Genomic DNA, 25337 nt, shown 5'->3' on the forward strand with positions numbered 1-25337 from the left:
TATTTAATATGAATCATTTTCAATCATTCACCACAACAATGCTCATTTCCGCGGATTTATTCCTTTGAGATTTTACTCAATTAGTAACAATTATATTTTATTACTCTTTCACAGGAGTGATTTAGCATGGGACAACTTTCGGTTTCAGAAAGTTCAACAGGTAATCAAATAAAAACAACTGCAAAGGAATATCACGATGCAAAGAAAAGTACTGGCTCTGATGATTCCAGCTCTGTTAATGGCTGGCGCCGCGCATGCGGCAGAAATTTATAATAAAGACGGCAACAAATTAGATCTGTACGGAAAAGTAGATGGTCTGCACTATTTCTCCGATGATGCCTCAAAAGACGGCGATCAAACCTACATGCGTCTGGGTTTCAAAGGTGAAACGCAGATTAACGACATGATGACCGGCTACGCGCAGTGGGAATATAACATTCAGGCGAATAACACCGAAGGGTCTGATAATCAGTCCTGGACGCGTCTGGCCTTCGCGGGTGTTAAAGTGGGTGACTACGGTTCCTTCGATTATGGTCGTAACTATGGCGTGCTGTACGACGTGGAAGGCTGGACCGATATGCTGCCTGAGTTCGGTGGCGACTCTTACACCTATGCGGATAACTTTATGACCGGCCGCGCCAACGGCGTGGCAACCTACCGCAACACTGACTTCTATGGTCTGGTGCAGGGTCTGAACTTCGCGCTGCAGTATCAGGGCAACAATGAAGATGCCAGCAACAATCAGGAAGGCACCAACAACGGCCGCGACATGCGTTATGAGAATGGCGACGGCTTCGGTATTTCAACCACCTATGATTTCGGCATGGGGTTCAGTGCCGGTGCCGCCTACGCCTCATCTGACCGTACAAATGACCAGGTAAGCGCAGGTACTGGCGCTGCGTCTCAATATGCGGGTGGTGATAAAGCGGATGCCTGGACTGCTGGCCTCAAATATGACGCAAATAATATCTACCTGGCGGCGATGTATTCTGAAACCCGTAATATGACGCCGTACGGTTCAGGTGATAGCAAATCAGGCGGCGGTATTGCCAACAAAACTCAGAACTTCGAAGTGACCGCACAGTACCAGTTCGATTTCGGTCTGCGTCCGGCCATTTCTTACCTGCAGTCTAAAGGGAAAGACCTGGGCAACGGTCAGGGCGATCAGGACCTGGTTAAATATGCGGACGTAGGCGCGACCTACTATTTCAACAAGAACATGTCCACCTACGTTGATTATAAAATCAACCTGCTGGATGAAGATGACAGCTTCTACAAAAACAACGGTATCAGCACCGACGATGTCGTTGCATTAGGCCTGGTTTACCAGTTCTGATGGTCAGAGCCCGCAGCGTCATGCGGGCTCTCCTTTTTTTGATGTTTGTCTCACAACAGCGCTTTATCGCGATATTGTTGAGGATAAGTTGAAAGAAAGCGGGTTAGACTGCGCCGATATCCCCCTCTTCATTAAGGATACCTGCGTTGTTTGGTCGTATATCTGTTACCATTCTGACACTTTTAGCATGCTTGTGGATGGCGTTAATCTTTGATTTTCGAGATATTGTCGGGCATCTCGGCACGCTGCTAAACCATCTGGATCACCATTAACAGTGAATCCCAGAAAAAAGCCACCAGCAGTGCCGGTGGCGGTCATACGCATTTCGAGCGTTATTTTTTCACGGGTTGAGGTTTTTTATCCCCTGATTCCGGGGCCTCACGCGGATCGTCTTTTTCTACACAGAGCATAATTTCTCCTGTTTTAGAAACCCACTTCCCACTATAGCCAGGCTGATAAAAAAAAGGCCAGGCGGTAATTAATCTTGATTGGTCTCTTTTTTGCGAAACGAGAGATAGCCAAAAACGCCGCTTTCGCCGTCGCTCGGATGGTTTACGCCATCCATCACCGTCACTTCTGGGAAATCAAACGGCGACACATTTTTAAAACAAGCCACATTGACGCCGTATTCATTTGGTTTAGAGCGACGCTGATGGAACGTGTAAATCCCGCAGACCGAGCAGAAGAAATGCCGCGCCGTCCCCGTGTTGAACCGGTACTCCGTCAGCTTATCCTCACCTCTGGTCACGGTGATACCCGACAGCGGTGCAGAGACCACAACCGCGCCCCGCATACGGCAAAAAGAGCAGCTGCAGCGCCGCGCGGTATTCAAGCCGTCAGTCAGTTCGACGGTAAAAGCCACCGCACCACAGTGGCACTGTGCATGACGAATGTCAGCCATTGGCTATACCCCTTTTCTTACCAGTTCGGCAGCTTTGAGAAAAACCTCATCTTCTACACCATCGCCTTTCTGCCTGCCCAGCCTGACAAGTTCGTTGACAATGCTGTCACGATCGATCGTTTTTTGCGATGAAACCAGCCCTATAACGGCAGCCCCAATCGCCAGCCCCACTAATCCTGTTTGTTCGTCTTTGTTCTTCATACTCATGCTCCTGATACAACAAACAAGCGTAGCAGGATTTTTCAGACCGTTTTCAGGCGTTTTACTATTTCGCCTGGATCGCTGTTATTCCGACACGCTGGCCGTATGAGAGCTCTAAGGTATTACCGTCAGGGTCGGCAAAAAATACATAATAGCCGACGGGGTCACCCAGATCTTCCGGCGCTTTCCTCAACACCCCTTCTTTAGCGGCCATCGCGGTTTTTCTGTCAATTTCTTCGCGCGTGGCGCAGGCAATCCCAAGGTGGCCAAAATGCCCCAGCGGCGTATCGGTCACGGTGTCCGCCTGCACCAGAACCAGCGCAAAAGGACGCGTATGGTCAGTTAGCCACGCCACTTTACGGGCAGTTGGAAGATCGGGCTCACGCAAATGGATGACGTCCATCCCGGCATATCGGCGATAGAAAGCAAGGCTCTTCTCCAGATCCCTGACCATAAACGCAACATGAGTGAATCCTACATCAATGTCTTTCATTTTAAGATGTTACTCCTGTATCAACATGTCGTAGTCATCTTAAAAGCTCAAGTTAACTTGAGGTCAACGGTGAATTTGTGCGATCCTGATGATGTTCAAAAAAGAATAAAGGGACAGAAATGATAAAGCGCCGCCGTGGCTGAAATATTCACGACGATGCTCAGCAAAAACCAGGTTTTGAAGGGTTGCTTCTGCGTTTTATGGCGAAAGAGCTGTTGGCCCAATATGGCGCCTGGCCACCCTCCCACAGTACCAAACGTCAGTAAAGTGACTTCCGGTATCCTGCGCATCGCTTTTCGTGCCGCCGTTTTGTCGACACCATAAATCGCTATCGTCAGCATATTAATCAGCAGAAACCACATGGCAAAAGGATACGAGGAAAAAAAGCTGCCAATCGCAGCGAAGATCAGCAGAACAAAACAAAAGCGATTCAATGTCATAGGGTCAGTCACGGAATATGTAAGCATATGTCGGGAAAGCATTATACGCTATCTTACGCATGTATCCGGTCAGGTGCTATCAGCCCGCTTTTGCATGCGGGCCTCAAAATGAATGACCTCTTCGACGCACCGAATTGCATTTTGTGAAGCTTCGCATACGCGCCGTCATGAGCAAGCAGTACCTTATGGCTTCCGCGTTCAACGATAACGCCAGTTTGTTTTGGTCCCCCCCTCTCCCGGATAGCGAACAGAAAGCAGACTACGCTTTATTAGCTGTTGCGCAGAGTGTAAAACGTGCTGGCATTCGCCGCCGGAATCCGTACCATACGCGGCATACTTTTGCCTGCTGGCTATTATCTGCCGGCGCTAACCCGTCTTTCGCCGCTACTGGCTCCGAAGGTAGTAATAAATGCAAGAAAATCAACCAAATACAAAGAAAGAGCAATACAACCTGAATAAGCTACGCTGATTTTGCCAACCCATTGATGTCATTTGATTTATCATTTAATTCAATTAGTTATAGCATAATAACTTCTCCCTAAAGCTACCCAGAACTACATTTTTTGTGCCCTTTTTTTGCCCCTTTTTCGCTTTTTTGCCCCTAAATTTGCCCCTAACTTTAGCCAGTGCTCCCCCTTCCTCTCCCTGCCCTATACTTTCAGTGTGACATCTGGCTCGAGGTTTCTATGTGTGGACGTTTTGCACAAGCTCAAACGCGTGAAGAATATCTGGCTTACCTGGCCGATGAAGCCGATCGCAATATTCCATACGACCCGGAACCTATTGGACGTTATAACGTGGCGCCCGGTACCAAAGTTCTGTTGCTTAGCGAACGTGACGAACAACTGCACCTTGATCCTGTTTTCTGGGGTTACGCACCCGGGTGGTGGGATAAGCCGCCACTGATTAACGCGCGCGTCGAGACGGCGGCCATGAGCAGAATGTTTAAACCTCTATGGCAGCATGGCCGGGCGATCTGCTTCGCCGATGGATGGTTCGAATGGAAAAAAGAAGGCGATAAGAAACAACCCTACTTCATTCACCGAGCCGACGGCCAGCCGATATTTATGGCCGCGATCGGCAGCATACCGTTTGAGCGAGGCGATGAAGCAGAAGGTTTTCTGATAGTAACGTCTGCCGCTGACAAAGGCCTAGTGGATATTCACGACCGCCGGCCCCTGGTCCTATCGCCAGAAGCGGCCCGGGAATGGATGCGCCAGGATGTTGGAGGAAAAGAAGCGGAAGAGATTGTATCTGACGGCTCTGTACCAGCTGAGATGTTTGTCTGGCATGCTGTGACCCGTGAAGTAGGAAATGTAAAAAATCAGGGGAGAAAATTGATAGAACAAATAGATATATAATCTGATGTACTTTTGATGTGCACTTTATATTTGGTTTAATATTATCTCCCTTTAAGAAAGAAATATATTTGCAGCCATCGGACCACTAAGCCCATTTATACGATAAAATTCAACACGAACGCCAGGTTTTAACGTTTGGCTTTCATTATTACTAAATGCGGAAATATGTAAAAAAACATCTTTCCTGCCATCTGATGGGATAATCAATCCCTTTCCGCTCTTGAAGTCAAAACTTTTGACAATTCCTGTTATTTTACGAGACAAATATTTTCCTAATGGCAATCCAGATTTGACTATACAGGATTGGTTAATAATAGCCAAACCTATTTTATTGGACTTCCGGAAGGCTAAAATAAAATTTGCTTAATCTTTCAGCACGTGCCTTAATGGTTTGGCTGATTCATTGCGATGATGAATCTAACTTTTCCAAAAGCCGTTCTCATAACTAGGTGTTATCTCTGATATCCCTCCTTTTGAGTCCATACATATACCAGCATACGTTTCTTATCATGAGCTTGCTTGTCAGTTTGAAATGTTCAAACGGAGTTTGTATGTCATCTAAAATCATAGGTCTTGTTAAGTGGTTTAACGAAGATAAGGGGTTTGGCTTTATCTCCCCACTTGATGGAAGTAAAGATGTTCTTGTTCACACTTCTTCCCTGCGGGGAGAAACATTTAATACTCTTTTTGAAGGACAAAAAGTCAAATTCGCTATCATAGCTGGAACTAAAGGTCCAATCGCTGCCAATGTAACACTTTGCGATAGATAATTTTAGATGGTTTACTTAAGCCAGCATGACTTTATCAGTGAAAGGTGATGTTCGGTTACTCACATCATTACAACAGGCCAGCATATTTACTTACCATCAAGTTTGCTGACCGATGTGATGAAATGCAGGACTGCTGCATGAACAGTCTCAAAGCAGAAGCTAACTGCTTATAAAATACTAAAGTGCGTAAGAGGTTAGGCAACCTCCAAAAGCATCACTTCTTATTTTTTAATAATTTTTTTTAGAAGCGCTGGGAAGATTTGAACAAAGCGCTACAGTATGGGCACACCAGCTGAGCCCCCTTTTGTACACGATTGTAACTATGTTCAGAATCTTTTGAGCAGATTGGACAAGGGCATTTTACTAAATAATTTCGGCGGAATTGAGAGTTTTTACGTGCAGACATAGACTTCTCCAGTTCAAATGGACCGCTACAGTACACGTAAAGGCAGCATAATGCTTGTTTTAATTTCGAGAGAGGTGACATAACGTGAATAAGCCAAACCCTTTCGAACAACCACGAATCTCAAAAAGCCATCAAATACAGTGGGATATATGAAAAAAGTAATCATTTTCTTTAATGGTAAACCAAGTAAAGTTATCACTGTACTTAAAGGCGTGACGTCAATACGCGAAGAATATCCTAATGGAGAAGAGGTAAACCTTCAGATCATGTCAGCTGGTTTTCCCTCTTTAACAGGTGACCATGAAGTTGTCTATGTTGCATCAGATCGAGAACTTACTTCTCAGGAAATACTAGATGCAGCCCAGAAGTATCTTTAAGATACCCAGACACACAGGCAAGACCAGTGTAAAAAATCACAATTATAATAGTAATTATTTATTATTAACGCCTGCTAATCGCAGGCTTTTTTTTCATAATACACACAACCATTTATTTTCTTGCAAATCAAACAGAGGAGTTAAACTTCCAGTACACTCATTCCTCGATTTACAAGGTCAAGCAGTTTCTTAATGGGAGTCCAAAAAAGATGGAGCAGAGAAATTAAAAAAATGACTCTATCAAATGCTTCATAGGATTATATGTTTAGACTCATCCCCAATGACGACTTTACTAATGATCAGCCCGGAAGACAAAACATCAACTATTGCTTCAAGACTCAAAAGTAAAAGATGATTACCACTTTTAAAATTATCATCACTTAACATAATTTGAACATGGACGCGGCAAAAAGTATGTAAAACTTCAATAAATACCGTATCATTTATTGAATGTAGCTGTTACATTGGATTTGATGATGAATCCTCCTCAGCGGCAGGGCTAATTAACCTGATGAATTATGTATCAAGCGGCTCATCATGTATTTCTGAAGCAGCGAGTCAAGAGTGGTTAGTTCAATGACTCACCGGGAGGCACCCGGCATCATATCCGTAAACCCCTGTGTACTTGCAGGGGCTTATTTACATCATAAATCTCTGAACGGGCCGATTAGAGAATCACCTTATTTTTAAGAGATCTGAATATCTTGTAGTATAACGTGGAGATAACATTTCCCGTTTCATCTGCCAGTGCTGCTGTATACCCTGCCCGGCAAAGTAAAGCGTTCCTTTACCGTCTTTCGCGTTCAGATGATCCAGCACCTCCATCAACCTTTCGCTACCTGCCCTCGGGGCGTTCTCGTCAAACAAGTTGAGCTGTGCTACCCCTTGGCTGAAAAAATCCCCAAGCATGATTCCTGCCTTCTGATACCGGTGACCTTCCTTCCAGATTTTGTCCAGGCACTTTACCGCGGCGTTGATGATGTCGCGGGAATCCTGTGTAGGTGTAAGAAGCTTCATTGACGCACTATTACCGTAATATGGCTCGTTAAGCGCAAAAGGTGAGGTTTTCACGAAGGCCGAGATAAACCGGCAATACTGATGCTCACCGCGTAGCTTTTCAGCGCCTCTGGCGGCATAGGAGCAAATGGCCTGCCTCATTTGTTCGTATTCAGTGACGCGTTCACCGAAAGACCGGCTGCAGACGATTTCCTGCTTTGTAGGCGCAAATTCCTCCAGATCGAGACAGGGCTCGCCGCGCAGCTCCCGGACAGTTCGCTCAAGGACGACATTAAAGTGCTTTCGAATAATCCACGTACTCTGCTCAGAGAGGTCCAGAGCCGTTTTAATGCCCATAGCGTTCAGCTTCTTGCTGATGCGCCTGCCGACTCCCCAGACGTCCTCCACCGGAACCAGAGCAAGCAGTCGGCGCTGGCGATCGATATTGGATAGGTCCACTACCCCGCCCGTTTGCCGCTGCCATTTTTTGGCGGCATGGTTTGCCAGCTTCGCCAGTGTCTTTGTCTGGGCAATGCCAATACCCACCGTCAGGTGCGTACGCTTCAGAACTGTAGCGCGGATCTCTTTCCCGAAGTCTGTCAGGTCACGACAATTTCGAACACCAGTCAGGTCACAAAAAGCTTCATCGATACTGTAAATTTCGACTCGGGGACTCATTTCCTCCAGCGTCGTCATTACCCGGTTCGACATATCAGCATACAGCTCATAGTTGCTGCTGAAGCAGACAACGCCAGCGCGCCGGAATAGCTCCTTTTGCTTAAAGAACGGCTCTCCCATAGTAATTCCAGCGGCTTTGGCCTCGGCGCTGCGCGCGATTACACAGCCATCATTATTTGAGAGAACGACAACCGGCCGCCCTCTCAGATCCGGCCTGAATACAGTCTCGCATGATGCGTAGAACGAATTCACATCACAGAGCGCAAACATGTTCAGCTCGCCGATTTAACGATAAAAGTCACGACGCCGAAGACGTTCAGGGTGTCCTCGCTGCCAACAACTATAGGACTGTAGGCGCTATTCATAGGGTTGAGCTGAACGGTCGGGCGTAACTGCAAACGCTTAACAGTGAACTCCCCTTCCACCGCGGCGATGACAATGTCACCATGCTCAGCAGTCCTGGAGCTGTCCACCACCAGCAGATCACCGTCGCTGATCCCTGCTTCGATCATAGAATCACCTGCGGCTTTGACGAAATAAGTTGAACTCGGATGAGCGACAAGTAACTCATTGAGATCGATGCGCTGTTCAACGTAATCAGCTGCGGGGCTTGGGAAACCACACTGTACTAAGTCACTGAAAAGCGGAAGAGCGATAATTTCTCGCAGTTCTGTTGGCCTGATGAATTCCATTGCATACACCTCAAATACTGTTTTTATATACAGTAGTTTTATTTGTAAGTGTCCGCAAGATACAGGCCCTATCGTCACTGCTTAAAGCTTCGCCGTTTCGTTTCTAAGTTTATCTCTCGTTTCGAATTATCTCTTTTGTAAATTTTTCAATAATGGCGCAGATGTAAGCAGATCTGAGGGAGACAAAGCCCGTTAAATGCCAGAACGGGCTGCGGCTGAAAGCTAAGTCTTCATGATTCCGCTATTTTTGCTTAAGCTCCTGGAGCTCTTTCTGTGTTGCCTCCAGCTGTTTAATGACGTAGTTCAGTGCCAACACGGTATCAAGCATGATGACGTTGCTATCCAGCGCTAACGTATCGTCAGCATCAACCCTGTTGCCTTCACCATCAAATTTCGGTGCTGCAGGGACCAACGTTACGTACTCACTGTCGATCTTCATGACATCCTGAGCGATAACACCTCGGCGAACTCTCTCCAAAGGGTCATCGTTGTATACGTAAGTTGCTGGCAGGAATTTCTTGATATTCTCGTATGACTGTTAACCATCATCGTATTTCACACTATGTTTCAGTTCGATATCACAGTTTGGTTGTTTAGAGAAAATATAATTGCCCCCAAAACCACCACTGCCTGAAACTGAAATATCCGCGGTAACGGTATTAAACGAGAAAATACGCGTTCCTGCAGATCCGCTATCACCAATGGTTACAAGTTCAATAGATGGCCAGTTGCTTTTCCCCTGGGAAATAGATCCAAGAGCGGTAACGGCGTGATACCCCCCCTGAGCAATAGGTATGCCACCTGCCAAATGGTACAAATCCACTATCGTTTGGAGTTGATAGGTTTGGGCGTGCAAACGATGTGTTCGTGCTGTAGCCGTTAACAATATCTTGGTAACCGCCACCGTATCCTTCCCCAGGGCCAATATGGGTTTTTGACTGAAACGCTCCGTATGGGTACCAGCGGAAATCAGCATTGGTACTTACACCATCATAGATGTTCATTTGTACACGGGCTAAATCGGGTCCTGACCCACGTACAGCGCCAAGCCTCCATGTGCCAGAATAGTAGTTACCAGAAAGCCAGTTAACATAATTTTCAGCCGGACCGTCTTCATGGGGAGCTCGCAGCTCTTGCCTGGGAAGATATCGACTGGGAAAAAGGTACGGCTCATATACAGCGCAATCTTAATGCCTTGGGCATGTTCGGCCCACCAAAAACCGAAGCAGGTAACCGGGTTATCACCCTTTTAGAGCCGGCACTTGAAGCCTTGAAAGCACAACGCAAGCTGACGGCACTGCAGCCTAAAACCGAAATTGTCTTTAATCATCGCGAGTATGGCGCAGTGGAATATCAAAGCCTGCGATTCGTTTTCATACCCCGGATGCGCAAAGGAGAACAGAAAGCCTACTACTCTTTATCGAGCATCGGTGCGAGATTCAACGCAGCTGTAAAACGTGCTGGTATTCGCCGCCGGAATCCGTACCATACGCGGCATACTTTTGCCTGCTGGCTTTTATCTGCCGGCGCTAACCCGTCTTTCATAGCCAGCCAGATGGGGCATGAAAACGCGCAAATGGTTTATGAAGTCTACGGTGCGTGGATTGAAGAGATGAATGGCGAACAGGTGCTGATGCTTAACGATAAGCTGGCACGCTGAATAATTTTTGCCCCTATTATGCCCCTACTGGCTCCGAAGGTAGTAACAAATGCAAGAAAATCAATCAAATACAAAGAAAGAGCAATACAACCTGAATAAACTGCAAAAGCGCCTGCGCCGTAACGTGGGCGAAGCCATTGCAGACTTCAACATGATTGAAGAAGGCGACCGCATCATGGTTTGCCTGTCAGGGGGTAAAGACAGCTACACCATGCTGGAGATCCTGCGTAATCTTCAGCAAAGCGCGCCGGTGAATTTTTCCCTGGTGGCGGTCAACCTTGACCAGAAACAGCCGGGTTTCCCGGAGCACATTCTGCCGGAATATCTGGAGCAGTTGGGCGTTGAGTATAAAATCGTCGAAGAAAACACCTACGGCATCGTGAAAGAGAAGATTCCGGAAGGGAAAACCACTTGCTCGCTTTGCTCCCGTCTGCGCCGCGGCATTCTCTATCGTACCGCAACGGAACTGGGCGCGACCAAAATTGCGCTGGGCCATCACCGCGACGATATCCTGCAAACGCTGTTCCTGAACATGTTCTACGGCGGCAAGATGAAAGGCATGCCGCCTAAGCTGATGAGCGATGACGGCAAGCATATTGTGATCCGCCCGCTTGCCTACTGCCGGGAAAAAGACATTGAGCGTTTTTCTCAGGCGAAAGGGTTCCCGATCATTCCATGCAATTTGTGCGGCTCACAGCCGAACCTGCAGCGTCAGGTGATCGGCGACATGCTGCGCGACTGGGACAAACGTTATCCGGGCCGTATTGAGACCATGTTCAGCGCGATGCAGAACGTGGTTCCTTCCCACCTCGCTGACGTAGAGCTGTTCGACTTCAAAGGTATCAACCACGGCTCGGAGGTGGTGAATGGTGGCGATTTGGCGTTTGACCGGGAAGAGATCCCAATGCAGCCTGCGGGCTGGCAGCCGGAAGACGAGGACAATCAGTTCGAAGAGTTGCGTCTGAACGTGCTTGAAGTGAAATAAGCGATGGGCGTCTCAGAAAGACCTTCTGAGACGCTTTATGCCTTATTTCAGCAGATGTACGCGGCAGGTTTTGCCTTTAATCTTGCCGTTTTGCAGCTGCTTCCACGCCTTATGCGCAACCGCCTGGCGAACCGCCACGTACACGTGTGCCGGATGAACCGCAATTTTCCCGATATCCGCCCCTTCCAGCCCCACATCTCCGGTCAGTGCGCCCAGCACATCCCCCGGTCGCATCTTGGCCTTTTTGCCGCCATCAATGCACAGCGTCGCCATTTCGGCCTCCAGCGGCACGAGTTTGATGCTGCCCGGCGCGTTCACCCAGTTCAGCTTGATCTGCAACATTTCAGCAAGAATATTGGCACGCTGCGCCTCTTCCGGTGCGCAGAAGCTGATGGCCAGGCCGCTGTTTCCGGCGCGCGCGGTACGACCAATACGATGGACGTGCACTTCCGGGTCCCAGGCCAGTTCATAGTTCACCACCAGTTCAAGGGATTTGATGTCCAGACCGCGGGCGGCCACGTCGGTCGCCACCAGCACGCGCGCGCTGCCGTTAGCAAAGCGCACCAGCGTCCGATCGCGATCGCGCTGTTCCAGGTCGCCGTGCAGCGACAGCGCGCTCTGCCCCACCGCATTCAGGGCATCACAAACCGCCTGGCAGTCTTTTTTGGTATTACAGAACACCACGCATGACGCAGGCTGGTGCTGGCTCAGCAGTTTCTGCAGGAGCGGGATTTTTCCCTGCTGCGAGGTTTCAAAGAACTGCTGTTCGATGGCCGGCAGAGCATCGACGCTGTCGATCTCAATGGTGAGCGGATTATTCTGCACGCGACCACTGATCGCGGCGATGGCTTCAGGCCAGGTCGCAGAGAACAGCAGCGTCTGCCTCCCGGCCGGCGCGAAGCGGATCACTTCATCAATGGCATCGCTGAAGCCCATATCCAGCATCCTGTCCGCCTCGTCCATCACCAGCGTGCTTAAGGCATCGAGCGAAACGGTGCCTTTTTGCAGGTGATCAAGCAGGCGGCCGGGCGTCGCGACAATAATGTGCGGCGCGTGCTGGAGCGAATCGCGCTGTGCGCCAAACGGCTGCCCACCGCAGAGGGTTAAGATCTTGGTATTGGGCAGGAAACGCGCCAGGCGACGCAGTTCACCCGCGACCTGGTCTGCCAGCTCGCGGGTCGGGCACAGGACCAGTGACTGGGTCTGAAACAGCGACGCGTCAATATGCTGCAGCAGACCAAGACCGAAAGCGGCCGTTTTCCCACTGCCCGTTTTCGCCTGCACACGCACATCCCGGCCTTCAAGGATAGCGGGCAGCGCGGCCGCCTGAACAGGCGTCATCGTGAGGTATCCCAACTCGTTGAGGTTGTCGAGTTGGGCGGCAGGCAGAACATTCAGGGTAGAAAAAGCGGTCACAATAATCTCTCGTGGTCATCTTTACGGTCAGATGGCGCGTATCCTCGCAGATCTCGGGGTTCGATGCGACAATTTAATCGGTTCTTCGTCCGGCGGCGGGTCTGGCATCGGCTGCGGACGCGGAATGGGATCGGGCATCGGCACGGGATCGGTGGGGACAGGATCGGACTGACGCGCGTGTTGCAGTAGCAGAGCGAGTAAAATGCTCATCTTTCCCTCCAGGATTTGCTGTCGTCCCTTTTAGGGTAGACGCTGAGAAACAGGAGGCAAAAAAAAGCCGACTATAAAGTCGGCGTCGTACGAATCAATTGTGCTATGCAGTAATTCAAAAAAGGAAGTAAGACAATATGGAGCGCAACGCCCATCGCTTGACGTTGCATTCACCTGCGGGAGTAATATTGCACCTTACGGGGGTGATGTTTATTGACTTTGCTCAATTAAAAGAGCGTTTTAATCCTCGAAAAAGGTGAAAAAATCGTAAATTTACAGCCATTTACTACGATGCAACCACCATGCAACACCACCAATCAAAACAACTAACATGACGCAAAACGCGGTAAAGCCGTACCGATATTCGCCGCCGGGTATACCACCCAGATTGACGCCAAAAAGCCCTGTCAGAAATGTGCTGGGTAAAAAGACCATCGCCATCAGGGACATCGTGTAGGTTCTTCTCGCCAGCGACTCCTGCATCACCTGTGCGATTTCATCCGCCATCACCGCCGTTCGGGCGATACAGGAATCGATCTCATCCAGCCCGCGGCCCAGCCTGTCAGCAATGTCCTGCATCCGGCGGCGCTGATCGTCATTCATCCAGTTGAGTCTTTCACTGGCCAGACGGGCATACACATCCCGTTGTGGCGTCATATACCGACGCATCACGATCAGCTGCTTGCGCAATAGCGCCAGAAAGCCGCGCGGCGGGATCTGCTGATCGAGCAGATTATCTTCCAGGTCGATGATTTTATCGTGCAGCTCTTCAATAAATTCGCTCGCATGATCGGTCAGGGCGTCACAGACGTCCACCAGCCAGCTGCCGCAGTCAACCGGTCCGGTCCCCTCTTTGAGGTCGTTCACAATGTCATCCAGCGCCAGAACCTTACGCTGACGTGTGGAAACAATTAGCCCATCGTCCATATAGACGCGCATTGCAACCAGCTGATCGGGACGTTCATCCGTGCTGCCGTTTATACAGCGCAGGGTGATAAGCGTCCCGTCACCCATCCTGCTTACGCGAGGCCGCAGGCTTTCCCCCGCCAGCGCATCACGTACGTTGTTAGGCAGCAGCGGAGTCGAGGCCAGCCAGTCAGCGCTGTCCGGGTGGGTATAGTTCAGATGTAGCCAGCAGGGATGCTCTTTATCAATGACATCATCATCTTCCAGCGGTCGGGCACCGCCGCGACCGTCCAGCACCCACGCAAAAACTGCGTCAGGAACGTTAAGTTCGGATCCTTTAATGCTCTCCACAGCGCCTCCCCTGTTTGGCTCTTTCGATGTCAGTCTAGCTTCCATCAGGGGTTAAGCAACAACTATGTTTCGCATCGCGCTGAAATCGCTCAGGAATTGTACACGCTATATTTTGGGAATAAAAAAGCCTGTCATGCCAGGCTTCGGGAAGCTGTCAATGAGAGTGCTCGGGGAGCTGATGGTACGAAACAGGGCTGGCTACTGGTGACGAGGGGTGCCCCTGGTCCAGCCTGAAATTTCGGGTCCGCGTCTGCAGTTCGATCACCTGATTACGCAGCACATCAGAGGAACCGTTGAGCTCCTCCGCCATCGCCACGTTGCTTTGCGTGACCCGCTCCAGTTCGGACAGCGCCAGCGTGATCTGGGAAATGCCCTTCTCCTGCTCTGCGGTTGAGGTAGAAATTTCGTCCATTAACCGGCTGACGTTGCCGGAGCCGGTCACGATGTCACGCATATTCTTCTCCGCTTCCGACACAACGCTGGCACCCTGGGTGACATTACTACTGGTAACGTCAATCAGCGTTTTGATGTTTTTCGCCGCCTCGGCGCTGCGGTGAGCCAGGTTTCGGACTTCCTCTGCGACCACGGAGAACCCTTTCCCGTGATCGCCCGCCCGCGCGGCCTCGACGGCCGCATTAAGCGCCAGAATATTCGTCTGGAATGCAATCCCGTCGATCAGGGAGATAATTTCCGTCATCTGCTGCGCGCACTCGGTAATGGATTGCATATTGCTGGCAACCTGTTCCATCAGATCTCCGCCCTTACGCGCCTGCAGCGTCGCGGCATTCGCCTGCTCGCTCGCCAGCCGGGTATTATCGGCATTGTTTCGGGTACTTGCCGCCATCTGCTCCATGCTTGCCGCAGTTTGCACCAGAGACGCAGACTGTTGCTCTGTTTTCACCGAGAGCTGAGCACTGCGGGAAGAGAGTTGATCCGACAAGGCCATGGCGTTTTGTGATGATGCCCTGATCTCACGCACCAGCGTAGCGATGTTGCTGGAAAGAGTATTAATCCCGGGAATTAATCGCCCCGCGCAGTTATTGCCAAACTCGGGGATAGAGACGCCTAAGTTGCCTGCGGTCACTTCTTCAATACTTTTTTTCACAGTATTGATCGGCGTCACAAGAAACTTCGTCATATAACTCCAGAGCAAAAATAATCCAACGAAATTGACCAGATTAATCGAAACGAAAAGAGGAAGATTGCTGGAAAATAGAACAACGATACCTGCATTCACTAAAAACAGGCACAGCAGGAACCAGGCAATGAAGGTCCTGACACTAATATTTCTTAGCATGATTTTACCCACAACTTATATTTTGGTCGGCATTTAGATTTATAGCATTCACTTTTGCGTTTGTCCTCACATAATACGCTGGTTTCTCGTTTCGCCGTTACCCACCCTGTATTTAACTTAAGTCAGATAAAAAAGGGGTTTTAGTAGAAATGTCATGCCCCATATGCTGTATTGCTGGTCCAAAGCCCCCTGAAGCGATACCATTATCTGCGGTACAACGGTCCATATGCACACATATTAAAGACGCTTTGCTACAATCTATCGGCTATGTTTAGCAGTACTTAATGTATTAACATAAAGAATATATTTTATATTTCGGGTAAGTTTGACCTTTTATATAAGTGGCTATTTTCCACGATAAATAACTAATATGGTTTGAATGCGCATGTTCGTTGCCAGATAAAGACGTGCCGGCCGGCAAAATCGGTAACCCTCTCAGGCGTGGGATTGCATAATGCTCAATATATCGTGGGACCCTGTGTTGATCGCTGTCTCTTATCTGGTGGCGTTTATCGCCTCCTTTGTGGCCCTGGACAGCGCCGGGAAAATTCCCCTTTCCAGCCGTAAAGCGGCTCTGTTCTGGCGCATTGCCGGCGGGATCACGCTGGGCATCGGGATCTGGTCAATGCACTTCATCGGTATGCTGTCGATGCAAATGCCGATGATGATGAGCTATGACCTATGGCTAACCCTTGCGTCTCTCGGCGTGGCGATCGTTGCCTCCACGATAGCAATAAATATTGCCGTTACGGGCAAACACCTCTCTCCCTTTCGGCTGTTCTTCGCCACGGTTATCCTCAGCGCTGGCGTGGTCGCTATGCACTATATCGGCATGGCCGCGTTGATGCTGGAAGGAAGCATCCTCTGGGATCGGCGCATTGTGGGTGTGTCCGTGATGATTGCCGTGGTCGCCTCCGGCGTGGCGCTGTGGCTGGCTTTTCGCCTTAGAGATAAGCACAAAGGGGTCTTTGTGACTCGCATTCTCGCCGCGTTAGTCATGGGCGCTGCCATTTGCGCGATGCACTTTACGGGCATGAGCGCCGCGCATTTCCATGAGATGGCGCATACGCTCCCCGGCGGGGTCAGCGAGCTGGGGTTATCCATCTGGGTTTCCGTCACCACGCTCTCCCTGCTCGGCATGATGTTAATTATTTCGCTTATCGATTCGCACTGGCGGACCAGCCGTCTGACGGACAATCTGCGCCAACTCAACCGTCAGCTTGAGCTACAGGTTCGCTTTGACGCTCTCACCGGCCTTGCAAACCGCCAGCAGATGGATATCCGAATGCAGAATTGTCTGCACAGCGCCTTGCTAAGTAACAAACAATTTGCCGTGATTTTTCTGAATGTCGATCGCTTCAGACGCGTGAATGATACCTGGGGCCACAGCGTCGGTGATGAGTTATTAATTACCATTGCCCAGCGCATCACCTCCCTACTTACCCGTGAGATGACGCTGGCCAGGCTGGGTGGGGATGCCTTTATCCTGCTGGTTCCCGAATGCGACGAAGAAAAGCTCACTACCCTGCTCACGACGCTGCTCGCGGATATGCGCCGTCCGCTATCCCTTTGCGGACATACGCTGAGTACCACCCTCAGCGCGGGTGTAAGCCTTTATCCTCAGGATGGCGAAACGCTGCATGAACTGAAGTTTAAGGCGGATGCCGCTTTACACCACGTTAAGCAAGAAGGTCGTAACGGCTGGGCGTTTTACCGCCCTGAGATGTCAACGGCGGTTCCGGCGCAGCCGGGTTTTCTGCAGGAACTTTATCAGGCGCTGGAAAGCGATCGGTTTGAACTGTGGTATCAGCCAACCTGGCATGCTAAAGATAAGACGATCCACGGTTTTGAGGCTCTTCTGCGCTGGCGGCATCCGGAGCAAGGCGTTTTGCTGCCAGGTATGTTTTTACCCACTCTGGAACAAACGGGTTTGATTATTCCGGTTGGCAACTGGGCTATTGAAGCCGCGTGTCGGCAGCTTCATTTCTGGACTGAACAAGGTTTCAGCCAGTGGACGTTATCACTCAATTTATCACCTATTCAGTTCGAACAGCCGGATATCTTTCACATCGTATCGTCCATGCTGGATAAATATAAACTGTCGCCCTCAAGGCTGATCCTGGAGGTCACGGAGAGTACCGCGCTAAAAAATCTCGACCGCAGCATCGAGCTGCTCAACACCTTTAACCATGCGGGGATCACCGTCTCTATTGATGATTTTGGCACGGGTTATTCCAACCTGCTGATGCTGAGCGTTCTTCCGGCAAAAGAGCTTAAAATCGACAAGAGCTTTGTGTCCTCTATGCTGGGAAATGAAAAAAGCCGCAAGCTGGTGGAAACCATTATTAGTATTGCCCGCACCATGGAGATGACTGTCGTTGCCGAGGGGATTGAAACGGACGAACAGCAGGCAATACTGACCAGCCTCGGCTGTGACTATCTCCAGGGCTACCTTTTCTCCCGCCCCTTGCCCGCTGAACAGGTTCCGTGGCTGCTGCTACAAAAAAACTCAGATAAACAAATTATACCCATAAGTAAAATTCAAACGGACCCCGAATTTATTTCACAAAAAAATCATGCCTGACGGGATTGAGTAGAGTATGTTTCAAGGGAGTACATGCGGGTCAGTTCTGCCATGATTGCCAGGCGTATCGTGCCGATGAACAGGAAAATACTATGTCGCAAAATAGTTTTGATGCGCTTAATGCAATTAAAACGCCCGTGTGGCTCATTTCTCCTGTTTCGGAACAGATTATTTTTGCAAATGTGGCCGCAATACAGCTAACGGGTAATAAAACGCTGAATGACCTGCGTAAAGGGTCCTGTTCTGCAAGTGCGCAAACCGTACTTTCGATGTATGTTCCTGAACTGAAGAACGATCACGATATTGTCGAGATCTGGACAGTTAGCCGGGGCGGGCAGGACGTACCGATAAGCTGTCGCCTCTCCATCACCCACGTCACGCCGGATGGTGATGTTATCGTTTTCGAAGGGATCTCTTCGCACGCCCCCTCAGGCCTGAAAGCCAGCCGTTCCGCAACCTATCAACGCAAAAAACAGGGGTTTTACGCCCGCTTTTTCCTGACCAACAGCGCACCAATGTTGCTAATCGATCCTGCCCGTGACGGGCAAATTGTCGATGCAAACCTGGCCGCGCTCAGCTTTTACGGTTATTCACATGATGAGATGTGCCGGAAGCACACCTGGGAAATTAACACGCTTGGCAGAGGCGTCATGCCCATCATGACGGAGATCGCCGCGCTGCCCGGCGGACATAAGCCGCTTAATTTTATTCACCGCCTTGCCGATGGCACCACCCGCCACGTCCAGACCTACGCGGGACCCATTGAAATCTACGGTGACAAACTGATGCTGTGCATAATCCATGATATCACTGAGCAAAAGAGGCTTGAGCAGGAGCTGGAAAATGCTGCATTACGTGACTCGATGACGGGGTTACTTAACCGACGTCAGTTTTATAACGTTATCGACCAAACCAACCTGAGCCACCTCTCCGCCCAGCAGCAATTTAGCCTGCTGCTGGTGGATACCGATCATTTTAAAAACATCAATGACCTCTTTGGTCACCTGAAGGGTGATGAGGTGCTCATCGCCCTCTCCCGAACGCTGGAAGCCTGCAGCAGACAAGATGACCTGGTGTTCCGCTGGGGCGGTGAAGAGTTTGTCATCCTGTTGCCGCGTACGTCTCTCGAAACGGCGCTGAAGATTGCCGAATCCGTCCGTGCGGCGGTCACCCATATTACCCTCCCAGGCTTACCACGCTTTACCGTCAGTATTGGCGTGGCTCGGCATGACCCGGAAGAGAGTATTGACGCGCTGTTTAAACGTGTCGACGATGCGCTCTATCGCGCCAAAAACGATGGGCGTAATAAAGTCCTTGCGGCATGAAACTGGAGTATCGTGAAAAGCCCCGCTACAATGCCCAGCTTAAGTAAATTAACGACGGGTGGGTTGTGGCAACAATGGGAAAGACAGAAATAATACTCACCTTAATTATTTTATTGCTTATTATATTTGGCTTATGGTTTATTTTCAGCGGTGAGATTTGGTTTTTCGTTGAATATCTGGAAAATAGTCTCTACCCCACTTTTGACGCACTGTAGTGCACGTTTAATTTATTGTTTCACCTACCGAATCTGTCAGGTATCTGCATTGCCCTCAGCCACGTAAGATACGCGGCGTTATCCTCCAACAATGTTGATAACGAATCACTAAATCATTTGCTTATTTCGCCCGTTCTCTGACGGGCTTTTTTTATTTCCGACTATTAAGCAAAACCAGGGTTTTCGCCTGTCAGTCTCCATGTTGGTGTAGCACCGCTCTGCTCCAGTCATAAAAGGCGCGTACCGAAGGCGGGAGATAGCGGTTTTGTGGATAGACAAGCGAAAGCGGTAAATCGAAAGAGACGTCCTCCATACAGCGGACCAACGCCCCGCTCTTCAGATACGGTTCAGCCAGATAGCTGGCCACGCGAATTAATCCGAGCCCTTGAATTCCGGCCTGGATATAGGCGTCGGTGTCATCAACGATCAGCGTCTCTTTCATGCGGATTGCACAATCGCCGTCATCACGCGTAAAAAACCAGTCAATGGTACGCCCGGTGCGGTGGTTCAGGTAGCCGACTGCGTAATGCTTTCCCAGTTGGTCGAGATTTTCCGGCTTACCACAGGCGGCTATATAGCCCGGAGAAGCCAGAACAACCCATCTGAAGTTCGCCAGAGGGCGCGCGACCAGCGTCGTTGAATCTTCTATCCTCCCGGTGCGGATCACGCAGTCATACCCTTCCTGAATAATGTCCTCCACGTTATCGCTGGAACAGAGTATCAGCTCCAGCTCGGGATACTGGCGGAGAAATTCAGGGAGACTGGGAAGAATGCAATGTCGGGCGAGAGACTGCGGCATCCCGACTTTAAAACGGCCTCTTGGCTGCGCGGATCTGCCGGGAAAGGAAGACTCCATTGTCGCAATATCCGTCAGCAGCCGTTTGCTCTCGTCATAGTAGCGTCGGCCTTCTGCGGTCACGCTGAGTTTCCGGGTGGTGCGCTGTAAAAGCTGAATGCCCAGGTATGTCTCCAGCTCCTTAACGACCCGCGATACGGTTGAGCGCGGTAGCCCCAGCACTTCTGCCGCCCTGGCGAAGCTGTGGGTCTCGACCACACAAACGTATACCCGCATTGATTCCAGTTTATCCATATTCCCACCGCGCCTGAAAAGATCGATTATCCCATTTTTACGAACAGTCTAACTTATGCTTGTCGTCTTATCGAATGCAGCCATCTGACATAACCTTGCTCAAGTTGAAGTAATCAAGCGATTTAACAAAGAGAGGCTCAGTATGAAAGAACGTGATATCACGACAGGCGAAAAAGTATTAGTGCTTGGTGCAGGACAATTGGGCGCTGCCGTGCTGGAGTATCTGGTTCCGGCAGTCACGCAGCGCGACGGCGCTGTCTCCGTTATCGTATCGCCCGGCGCCAGGGACAGCCGGGGTAAGCTTCAGTCCGAAACGCATCAAAAACTGGCTGATGCAGGGACCAAATTTATCTCTGTCGATGTCGCTGCCAGCACGATTGACGCGTTAAAAAACCACTTCGCGGATTTTGATACTGTTATCAACTGCATGGGGTTTGTCGCTGGCGCGGGAACACAGATAAAGATTACTCGCGCGGTACTGGAGGCTCGCGTTAAACGCTATTTTCCCTGGCAGTTTGGCGTGAATTACGATGTGGTAGGCAAAGGGAGCGGTCAGCCCGTCTGGGACGAGCAGTATGATGTCAGGACGCTACTGCGGGAACAGAACGCGACGGAATGGGTGATTGTTTCAACCGGCATGTTTACCAGTTTTCTCTTCGAACCGGCATTTGATGTGGTGAATTTATCCGAAAAAACCATTAATGCGCTCGGAGGATGGGACACACAGGTCACCGTGACATCACCTGCGGATATTGGCCGACTCACCACCGAAATTTATTTGCATAAGCCGCGGATCGTAAATGAAGTGATATTTGTCGCAGGTGAAACAACCTCATACGGAAAACTGGCAGAAACCGTTGAACGTGTGACCGGCCAAACGTTCACTAAAGACGTATTACCCCTCTCTGCGTTACTGGATGAGCTGCGTTTGAAACCGGATGATACGATGACAGGCTATCGCACGGCCTTCGCCAGGGGAGACGGTGTATGGTGGCCGATGAAAGATACCTGGAATGTACAGAATAATCTGCCGACCCAGGATATATCGTCATGGCTAAAAACCGTCATTTGAGGACATCACCTTTCAGAACGCTAATGAAAACTGGCGCTGTCAGCCGCGCCAGCTTTTGGTTTAGCCGTGGTTACCTTGCGTTAACAGGCAACCGGTACTGATTAGTGCTTTTCAATATATATCGTCCGGCTATATGCCACGTCTTCCGGGTTATTGATGGGGTAGCCCTTCACCCAGGGCTTAATCAGACGACCGTTAGTGTACTGATAAATTGGCGCGATGGGCGCCTTCTCCATAAGGATTTTCTCCGCCATGTTGTAGTCCGCATTGCGCGCCTTCGCGGTGGTTTCCAGCGTCGCCTGCTGGACGATCTTATCGTAGGCAGGGTCATTAAAGCGGGAGATATTGCCGCTGTGAGTGGAGGTCAACAATGACAGGAACGTTGATGGCTCGTTGTAATCGCCCACCCATGAAGCGCGGATCACATCAAAGTTACCGGTATTACGGCTATCGATATAGGTTTTCCACTCCTGGTTTTGCAGTTTGACATCCACACCGAGATTTTTCTTCCACATGGAGGCCACCGCAATAGCGATTTTCTGGTGGTTTTCCGAAGTGTTATACAGCAGGTTCAGCTTTAGCGGGCGCTGAGGACCGTATCCTGCAGCCTGCAGCAAGGTTTTGGCCTGGGCGTTCAGCTCCTGCTGCGACATCTGCTCAAACGGCGAGGCGTCCGGAGTGAACCCTGCCGTCACGTCTGGGGTGAAGTGCCAGGCGGGTTTCTCTCCCGTGCCTAACACCTTTTCCGCCATAATGCGACGGTCGATAGTCATGCTCAGCGCAAGACGGACGCGGGCATCGGCAGTTGGGCCCTTTTGCGTGTTAAACGCATAGTAATACGTTCCCAACTGAGGCGGCGTATAAACCTGCCCCGGAATGTCCTTCATGAGCTTCTGATACATGTTTTTTGGGAACGATTCGGTAATATCAATATCCCCTGCCAGGTAGCGTTTGGTCGCCGACGATTCCTGATTAATCGGCACGAAGGTCACCTTCTGCAGTACCGTTTTGGCATTGTCCCAGTAGTGCGTATTGGGCACCACAACCAGTTTTTCATTCACCACGCGGTCCTTCAGAACGTAAGCCCCATTCCCCACCAGCGCGCCCGGTCGCGTCCACTCTTTACCGCTTTCGACGTTAGCTTTTTGTACTGGATAAAAAGCAAAGTTCGCCGTCAGGTTGCTGAACCACGGCAGCGGTTTGTCCAGCTGAACGCGTAACGTTCTGGCGTCCACCGCCGTCACACCCAGCGTATCGGGCGCGGCTTTGCCGTCAATAATGGCCTGCGCGTTATTAATTCCCGCCAGCGCGGCAAACCAGGCAAACGGAGAGGTGGTTTTCGGGTCAACCAGACGCTGCCAGCTGTAGACAAAATCCTGGGCGGTGACAGGGGAGCCGTCGGACCATTTCGCGTCATCGCGTAAGGTAAACATCCAGACACGGTTATCGTTGCTCTGCCAGCGTGTCGCCACGCCCGGCGTCAGCTCCCCTTTCTCATTCTGATTAACCAGGCCTTCAAAGAGATCGCGAATCACCTGAATCTCTGGCAACCCCACGGCTTTCGCCGGGTCCAGCGAAGCCGGCTCGTCTTTAATATGCCTGACCAGCTCTTGTTTTTGCGCCAGCGCAGTGCCCTGCGGCACGTCAGCTGCGAAAGAAAGTGAAGAGAGCCCGCACAGGCATAGTGCGGCAAAAAGACGCGAAACAGGATGCTTCATAAGATCCCCTTTAATGAATTCAGGTATTAAGCAGATGCGTAATTATTTGTTTCGACAAAGAGAAATGCAAATAACTTACGCCTGAATAGTGATTCAAGGCAATTCTTAGCCATTACGGAAACTATTTGATTAACAGCGGGTTTTGCACAACACTGCCAGTAGTGACTTCTTTATCAGGATTTCGTATGGCAACCACCCGACCGAGAGCGGAACGCGGCGCCTTTCCGCCGGGCGCTGAGCAATATGGCCGCTCCTTTTTAGGCGCATCGCTGATCTGGTTCCCCGCCCCCGACGCAGACCGCGAAAGCGGCTTGATTCTTGCCGGCACGCACGGGGATGAAAACTCCTCCATCGTGACGCTTTCCTGCGCGTTGCGGACGCTGACGCCTTCATTGCGACGTCATCACGTGATTCTGGCGGTTAACCCGGACGGCTGCCAGCTGGGTCTTCGCGCCAATGCGCGAGGCGTTGACTTAAACCGTAATTTTCCATCAGCAAACTGGCGCGCCGGGGAAACGGTGTATCGCTGGAACAACTCCGCCGAGGAGCGTGATGTGGTTCTGCTAACGGGAGATAAGCCGGGGTCAGAGCCGGAAACCCAGGCGCTGTGCCAGCTTATCCATAAGATCCACCCCGCGTGGGTGGTCTCCTTCCACGATCCGCTGGCCTGTATTGAAGATCCGCGTCACTCCGAGCTTGGCGCGTGGCTGGCAGACGCTTTCGCCCTGCCGCTCGTGACCAGCGTGGGCTATGAAACGCCAGGCTCCTTCGGTAGCTGGTGCGCCGATTTGAGCCTGCCCTGCATAACCGCTGAATTCCCGCCGATCTCCTCCGACGAGGCCAGCGAAAAATACTTAAAAGCCATGGTGGATCTTTTACGCTGGCAGCCTCAGAGATGAAGCACGCCGCTGGTAAAATGGAGCGCGGGAGAGACGTCAACCGCCAGCCACGTCGGGCCGTCCAGATCGGCGAAACGGACCTGATTGACCAGCGGTAGCGCCGCACCGATTGCCCGGGATGTACAGAGCATACAGCCCAGCATCAGTGAAAAACCTTGCGCCCGGGCTTCTGCCGCCAGGGACAGCGCCTCTGTCAGCCCGCCGGTCTTGTCGAGCTTAATATTAATCATCTCGTAGCGACCCTGCAGCTCGCTCAAGCTCGCGCGGGTATGACAGCTTTCATCCGCACAAACGGGCAACGGATGGATAAAGTTCTTCAGCGCCGCGTCATCTTTTGCTGGCAGAGGCTGCTCCAGCATAGCCACCCCCAGGTCGGCCAGCAGCTGACAGCGGGCGGCCAGCCCTTCTGGATGCCATGATTCATTGGCATCAACAATCAGCGTGGCTGAGGGTACCGCCGCGCGAATGGCGACCATCCGCTCGCTAATCAGACGATCGTCGAGCTTCACCTTCAGCAGCCGGGCCCCGGCGTCAAAAAGCGCTTTGGCGCTGGCGGCCATCTGTTCCGGCTCGCCAATCACTACCGTTTGCGCGGTAGCGACCGATTCCGGCAGCGCCACGCCCAGCAATGCTGTCAGGGGTTGCTGCTGTTTCGCCGCCTCCAGACTCCAGAGCGCACTATCAATGGCGTTACGTGCGGCCCCGGCGGGCAAACGATGCTGTAATGCCTCGCGCGTGAGCCCGGTTTGCAGGTCTGGCACCAGCGTCATGATATGCGCCATCACTGACGCGAGGCTTTCACCATAGCGCGGGTAAGGCGTACACTCCCCTACGCCTTTAAAACCATCCTCTTCGATTTCAACGACCACCACGCTGGCTTCGCTTCGGCTGCCGCGGGAGATCACAAACGGGGTATGCAATGGCCAGGCTTCTTCATAGACCTTAACGCTTCTCATCA

At 50.8% G+C, this 25337-nt stretch carries 28 protein-coding genes and 3 pseudogenes; 12 read left to right on the forward strand and 19 right to left on the reverse strand.

What is annotated here, in order from left to right; all coding sequences use genetic code 11:
• Window positions 1–196: 196 nt before the first annotated feature.
• The gene (gene ompC, locus AC2FAJ_RS03845) at window positions 197–1336 is read left to right on the forward strand and encodes a porin OmpC (protein ID WP_028013315.1); all 1140 of its coding nucleotides are present in this window, start codon (window positions 197–199) and stop codon (window positions 1334–1336) included.
• Between the two features lie 332 nt (window positions 1337–1668).
• Here the strand turns inward: ompC and AC2FAJ_RS03850 are convergent, their stop codons facing one another.
• From AC2FAJ_RS03850 to AC2FAJ_RS03875, 6 genes and pseudogenes are all read right to left on the reverse strand, one after another.
• Window positions 1669–1746 carry a hypothetical protein gene (locus AC2FAJ_RS03850; protein ID WP_223239581.1) on the reverse strand — a complete coding sequence of 26 codons (78 nt, stop codon included), beginning with the start codon at window positions 1744–1746 and terminating at the stop codon, window positions 1669–1671.
• 68 nt (window positions 1747–1814) lie between these two features.
• Entirely contained in the window at window positions 1815–2237 is a 423-nt protein-coding gene (locus tag AC2FAJ_RS03855) for a GFA family protein (protein ID WP_485453844.1), read from the reverse strand.
• A gap of 3 nt (window positions 2238–2240) precedes the next feature.
• Window positions 2241–2438 (reverse strand): hypothetical protein, encoded by a 198-nt coding sequence (locus AC2FAJ_RS03860; protein WP_028013317.1) that lies wholly within the window; start codon window positions 2436–2438, stop codon window positions 2241–2243.
• A gap of 64 nt (window positions 2439–2502) precedes the next feature.
• Window positions 2503–2931 (reverse strand): VOC family protein, encoded by a 429-nt coding sequence (locus AC2FAJ_RS03865; RefSeq protein WP_485453845.1) that lies wholly within the window; start codon window positions 2929–2931, stop codon window positions 2503–2505.
• 95 nt (window positions 2932–3026) lie between these two features.
• A complete protein-coding gene (locus AC2FAJ_RS03870; protein ID WP_045260635.1) occupies window positions 3027–3371 on the reverse strand; it encodes a DUF1294 domain-containing protein in 345 nt (114 codons plus the stop codon).
• Between the two features lie 128 nt (window positions 3372–3499).
• Window positions 3500–3589: pseudogene (locus AC2FAJ_RS03875) on the reverse strand (ABC transporter); the annotation flags it as partial.
• A gap of 66 nt (window positions 3590–3655) precedes the next feature.
• On the opposite strand from AC2FAJ_RS03875, the pseudogene AC2FAJ_RS03880 reads away from it, so the two are divergent.
• Window positions 3656–3760, forward strand: a pseudogene (locus tag AC2FAJ_RS03880) (site-specific integrase); the annotation flags it as partial.
• Between the two features lie 297 nt (window positions 3761–4057).
• Entirely contained in the window at window positions 4058–4732 is a 675-nt protein-coding gene (locus tag AC2FAJ_RS03885) for an SOS response-associated peptidase (RefSeq protein WP_485453846.1), read from the forward strand.
• A 51-nt stretch (window positions 4733–4783) separates the two neighbouring features.
• On the opposite strand, the gene cspF is transcribed toward AC2FAJ_RS03885, so the two are convergent.
• Window positions 4784–4996, reverse strand: coding sequence for a cold shock-like protein CspF (gene cspF / locus AC2FAJ_RS03890; protein WP_485453988.1), 213 nt, complete (start codon window positions 4994–4996; stop codon window positions 4784–4786).
• Window positions 4997–5283: 287 nt separating this feature from the next.
• Here cspF and AC2FAJ_RS03895 point away from each other — a divergent pair, with 287 nt between their 5' ends.
• Entirely contained in the window at window positions 5284–5502 is a 219-nt protein-coding gene (locus tag AC2FAJ_RS03895) for a cold shock domain-containing protein (RefSeq protein ID WP_028013321.1), read from the forward strand.
• Between the two features lie 241 nt (window positions 5503–5743).
• On the opposite strand, the gene AC2FAJ_RS03900 is transcribed toward AC2FAJ_RS03895, so the two are convergent.
• Window positions 5744–5989 carry a YnfU family zinc-binding protein gene (locus tag AC2FAJ_RS03900; RefSeq protein ID WP_309257186.1) on the reverse strand — a complete coding sequence of 82 codons (246 nt, stop codon included), beginning with the start codon at window positions 5987–5989 and terminating at the stop codon, window positions 5744–5746.
• Window positions 5990–6057: 68 nt separating this feature from the next.
• Here AC2FAJ_RS03900 and AC2FAJ_RS03905 point away from each other — a divergent pair, with 68 nt between their 5' ends.
• Complete coding sequence (locus AC2FAJ_RS03905) at window positions 6058–6285, forward strand: hypothetical protein (protein ID WP_071993718.1); 228 nt, start codon at window positions 6058–6060, stop codon at window positions 6283–6285.
• 675 nt (window positions 6286–6960) lie between these two features.
• On the opposite strand, the gene AC2FAJ_RS03910 is transcribed toward AC2FAJ_RS03905, so the two are convergent.
• From AC2FAJ_RS03910 to AC2FAJ_RS03925, 4 genes are all read right to left on the reverse strand, one after another.
• Window positions 6961–8229 (reverse strand): Y-family DNA polymerase, encoded by a 1269-nt coding sequence (locus AC2FAJ_RS03910; protein WP_188245588.1) that lies wholly within the window; start codon window positions 8227–8229, stop codon window positions 6961–6963.
• A gap of 2 nt (window positions 8230–8231) precedes the next feature.
• Window positions 8232–8651, reverse strand: a complete 420-nt coding sequence (locus AC2FAJ_RS03915) for a translesion error-prone DNA polymerase V autoproteolytic subunit (protein ID WP_041909723.1) — start codon at window positions 8649–8651, stop codon at window positions 8232–8234.
• A 241-nt stretch (window positions 8652–8892) separates the two neighbouring features.
• Window positions 8893–9174: a tail fiber domain-containing protein gene (locus AC2FAJ_RS03920; protein WP_346729862.1), complete on the reverse strand. Its 282-nt coding sequence runs from the start codon at window positions 9172–9174 to the stop codon at window positions 8893–8895.
• A gap of 15 nt (window positions 9175–9189) precedes the next feature.
• Window positions 9190–9627: a hypothetical protein gene (locus AC2FAJ_RS03925; protein WP_248112342.1), complete on the reverse strand. Its 438-nt coding sequence runs from the start codon at window positions 9625–9627 to the stop codon at window positions 9190–9192.
• A gap of 138 nt (window positions 9628–9765) precedes the next feature.
• On the opposite strand from AC2FAJ_RS03925, the pseudogene AC2FAJ_RS03930 reads away from it, so the two are divergent.
• Together AC2FAJ_RS03930 and ttcA are read left to right on the forward strand one after the other, a co-directional pair.
• Window positions 9766–10311: pseudogene (locus tag AC2FAJ_RS03930) on the forward strand (site-specific integrase); the annotation flags it as partial.
• Between the two features lie 49 nt (window positions 10312–10360).
• Window positions 10361–11296: a tRNA 2-thiocytidine(32) synthetase TtcA gene (gene ttcA / locus AC2FAJ_RS03935; RefSeq protein WP_028013348.1), complete on the forward strand. Its 936-nt coding sequence runs from the start codon at window positions 10361–10363 to the stop codon at window positions 11294–11296.
• A gap of 42 nt (window positions 11297–11338) precedes the next feature.
• Here ttcA and dbpA read toward each other — a convergent pair whose 3' ends face one another.
• The 4 genes from dbpA to AC2FAJ_RS03955 form a co-directional block, all read right to left on the reverse strand.
• On the reverse strand, window positions 11339–12712 hold the full coding sequence (gene dbpA / locus AC2FAJ_RS03940; RefSeq protein WP_047365000.1) for an ATP-dependent RNA helicase DbpA: 1374 nt from the start codon (window positions 12710–12712) through the stop codon (window positions 11339–11341).
• Window positions 12713–12739: 27 nt separating this feature from the next.
• Window positions 12740–12922, reverse strand: a complete 183-nt coding sequence (gene ynaL, locus AC2FAJ_RS03945; protein WP_071993717.1) for a proline-rich small protein YnaL — start codon at window positions 12920–12922, stop codon at window positions 12740–12742.
• Between the two features lie 273 nt (window positions 12923–13195).
• Window positions 13196–14179 carry a zinc transporter ZntB gene (gene zntB / locus AC2FAJ_RS03950; RefSeq protein ID WP_028013350.1) on the reverse strand — a complete coding sequence of 328 codons (984 nt, stop codon included), beginning with the start codon at window positions 14177–14179 and terminating at the stop codon, window positions 13196–13198.
• A 154-nt stretch (window positions 14180–14333) separates the two neighbouring features.
• Window positions 14334–15476 (reverse strand): methyl-accepting chemotaxis protein, encoded by a 1143-nt coding sequence (locus AC2FAJ_RS03955; protein WP_060571758.1) that lies wholly within the window; start codon window positions 15474–15476, stop codon window positions 14334–14336.
• A gap of 454 nt (window positions 15477–15930) precedes the next feature.
• Between AC2FAJ_RS03955 and AC2FAJ_RS03960 the strand changes: the two genes are divergently transcribed.
• The 3 genes from AC2FAJ_RS03960 (at window position 15931) to AC2FAJ_RS03970 (ending at window position 19600) form a co-directional block, all read left to right on the forward strand.
• Window positions 15931–18060 (forward strand): putative bifunctional diguanylate cyclase/phosphodiesterase, encoded by a 2130-nt coding sequence (locus tag AC2FAJ_RS03960; RefSeq protein ID WP_485453847.1) that lies wholly within the window; start codon window positions 15931–15933, stop codon window positions 18058–18060.
• 92 nt (window positions 18061–18152) lie between these two features.
• On the forward strand, window positions 18153–19385 hold the full coding sequence (locus AC2FAJ_RS03965) for a sensor domain-containing diguanylate cyclase (RefSeq protein ID WP_047364996.1): 1233 nt from the start codon (window positions 18153–18155) through the stop codon (window positions 19383–19385).
• 74 nt (window positions 19386–19459) lie between these two features.
• Entirely contained in the window at window positions 19460–19600 is a 141-nt protein-coding gene (locus AC2FAJ_RS03970) for an Ecr family regulatory small membrane protein (protein WP_032644880.1), read from the forward strand.
• A gap of 190 nt (window positions 19601–19790) precedes the next feature.
• On the opposite strand, the gene AC2FAJ_RS03975 is transcribed toward AC2FAJ_RS03970, so the two are convergent.
• Window positions 19791–20690 carry a LysR family transcriptional regulator gene (locus tag AC2FAJ_RS03975; protein ID WP_047364994.1) on the reverse strand — a complete coding sequence of 300 codons (900 nt, stop codon included), beginning with the start codon at window positions 20688–20690 and terminating at the stop codon, window positions 19791–19793.
• 142 nt (window positions 20691–20832) lie between these two features.
• On the opposite strand from AC2FAJ_RS03975, the gene AC2FAJ_RS03980 reads away from it, so the two are divergent.
• A complete protein-coding gene (locus tag AC2FAJ_RS03980; RefSeq protein WP_485453848.1) occupies window positions 20833–21762 on the forward strand; it encodes an aromatic alcohol reductase in 930 nt (309 codons plus the stop codon).
• 101 nt (window positions 21763–21863) lie between these two features.
• Here AC2FAJ_RS03980 and AC2FAJ_RS03985 read toward each other — a convergent pair whose 3' ends face one another.
• Window positions 21864–23480, reverse strand: a complete 1617-nt coding sequence (locus tag AC2FAJ_RS03985) for a peptide ABC transporter substrate-binding protein (RefSeq protein ID WP_047364991.1) — start codon at window positions 23478–23480, stop codon at window positions 21864–21866.
• 185 nt (window positions 23481–23665) lie between these two features.
• On the opposite strand from AC2FAJ_RS03985, the gene mpaA reads away from it, so the two are divergent.
• Entirely contained in the window at window positions 23666–24379 is a 714-nt protein-coding gene (gene mpaA / locus AC2FAJ_RS03990) for a murein tripeptide amidase MpaA (RefSeq protein WP_485453849.1), read from the forward strand.
• On the opposite strand, the gene ycjG is transcribed toward mpaA, so the two are convergent.
• On the reverse strand, window positions 24370–25335 hold the full coding sequence (gene ycjG / locus AC2FAJ_RS03995) for an L-Ala-D/L-Glu epimerase (protein ID WP_193358179.1): 966 nt from the start codon (window positions 25333–25335) through the stop codon (window positions 24370–24372). The two genes, mpaA and ycjG, sit on opposite strands and share 10 nt — an antisense overlap.
• Between the last annotated feature and the right edge of the window lie 2 nt (window positions 25336–25337).

This window comes from Enterobacter cloacae complex sp. 385G4, from assembly GCF_057320665.1.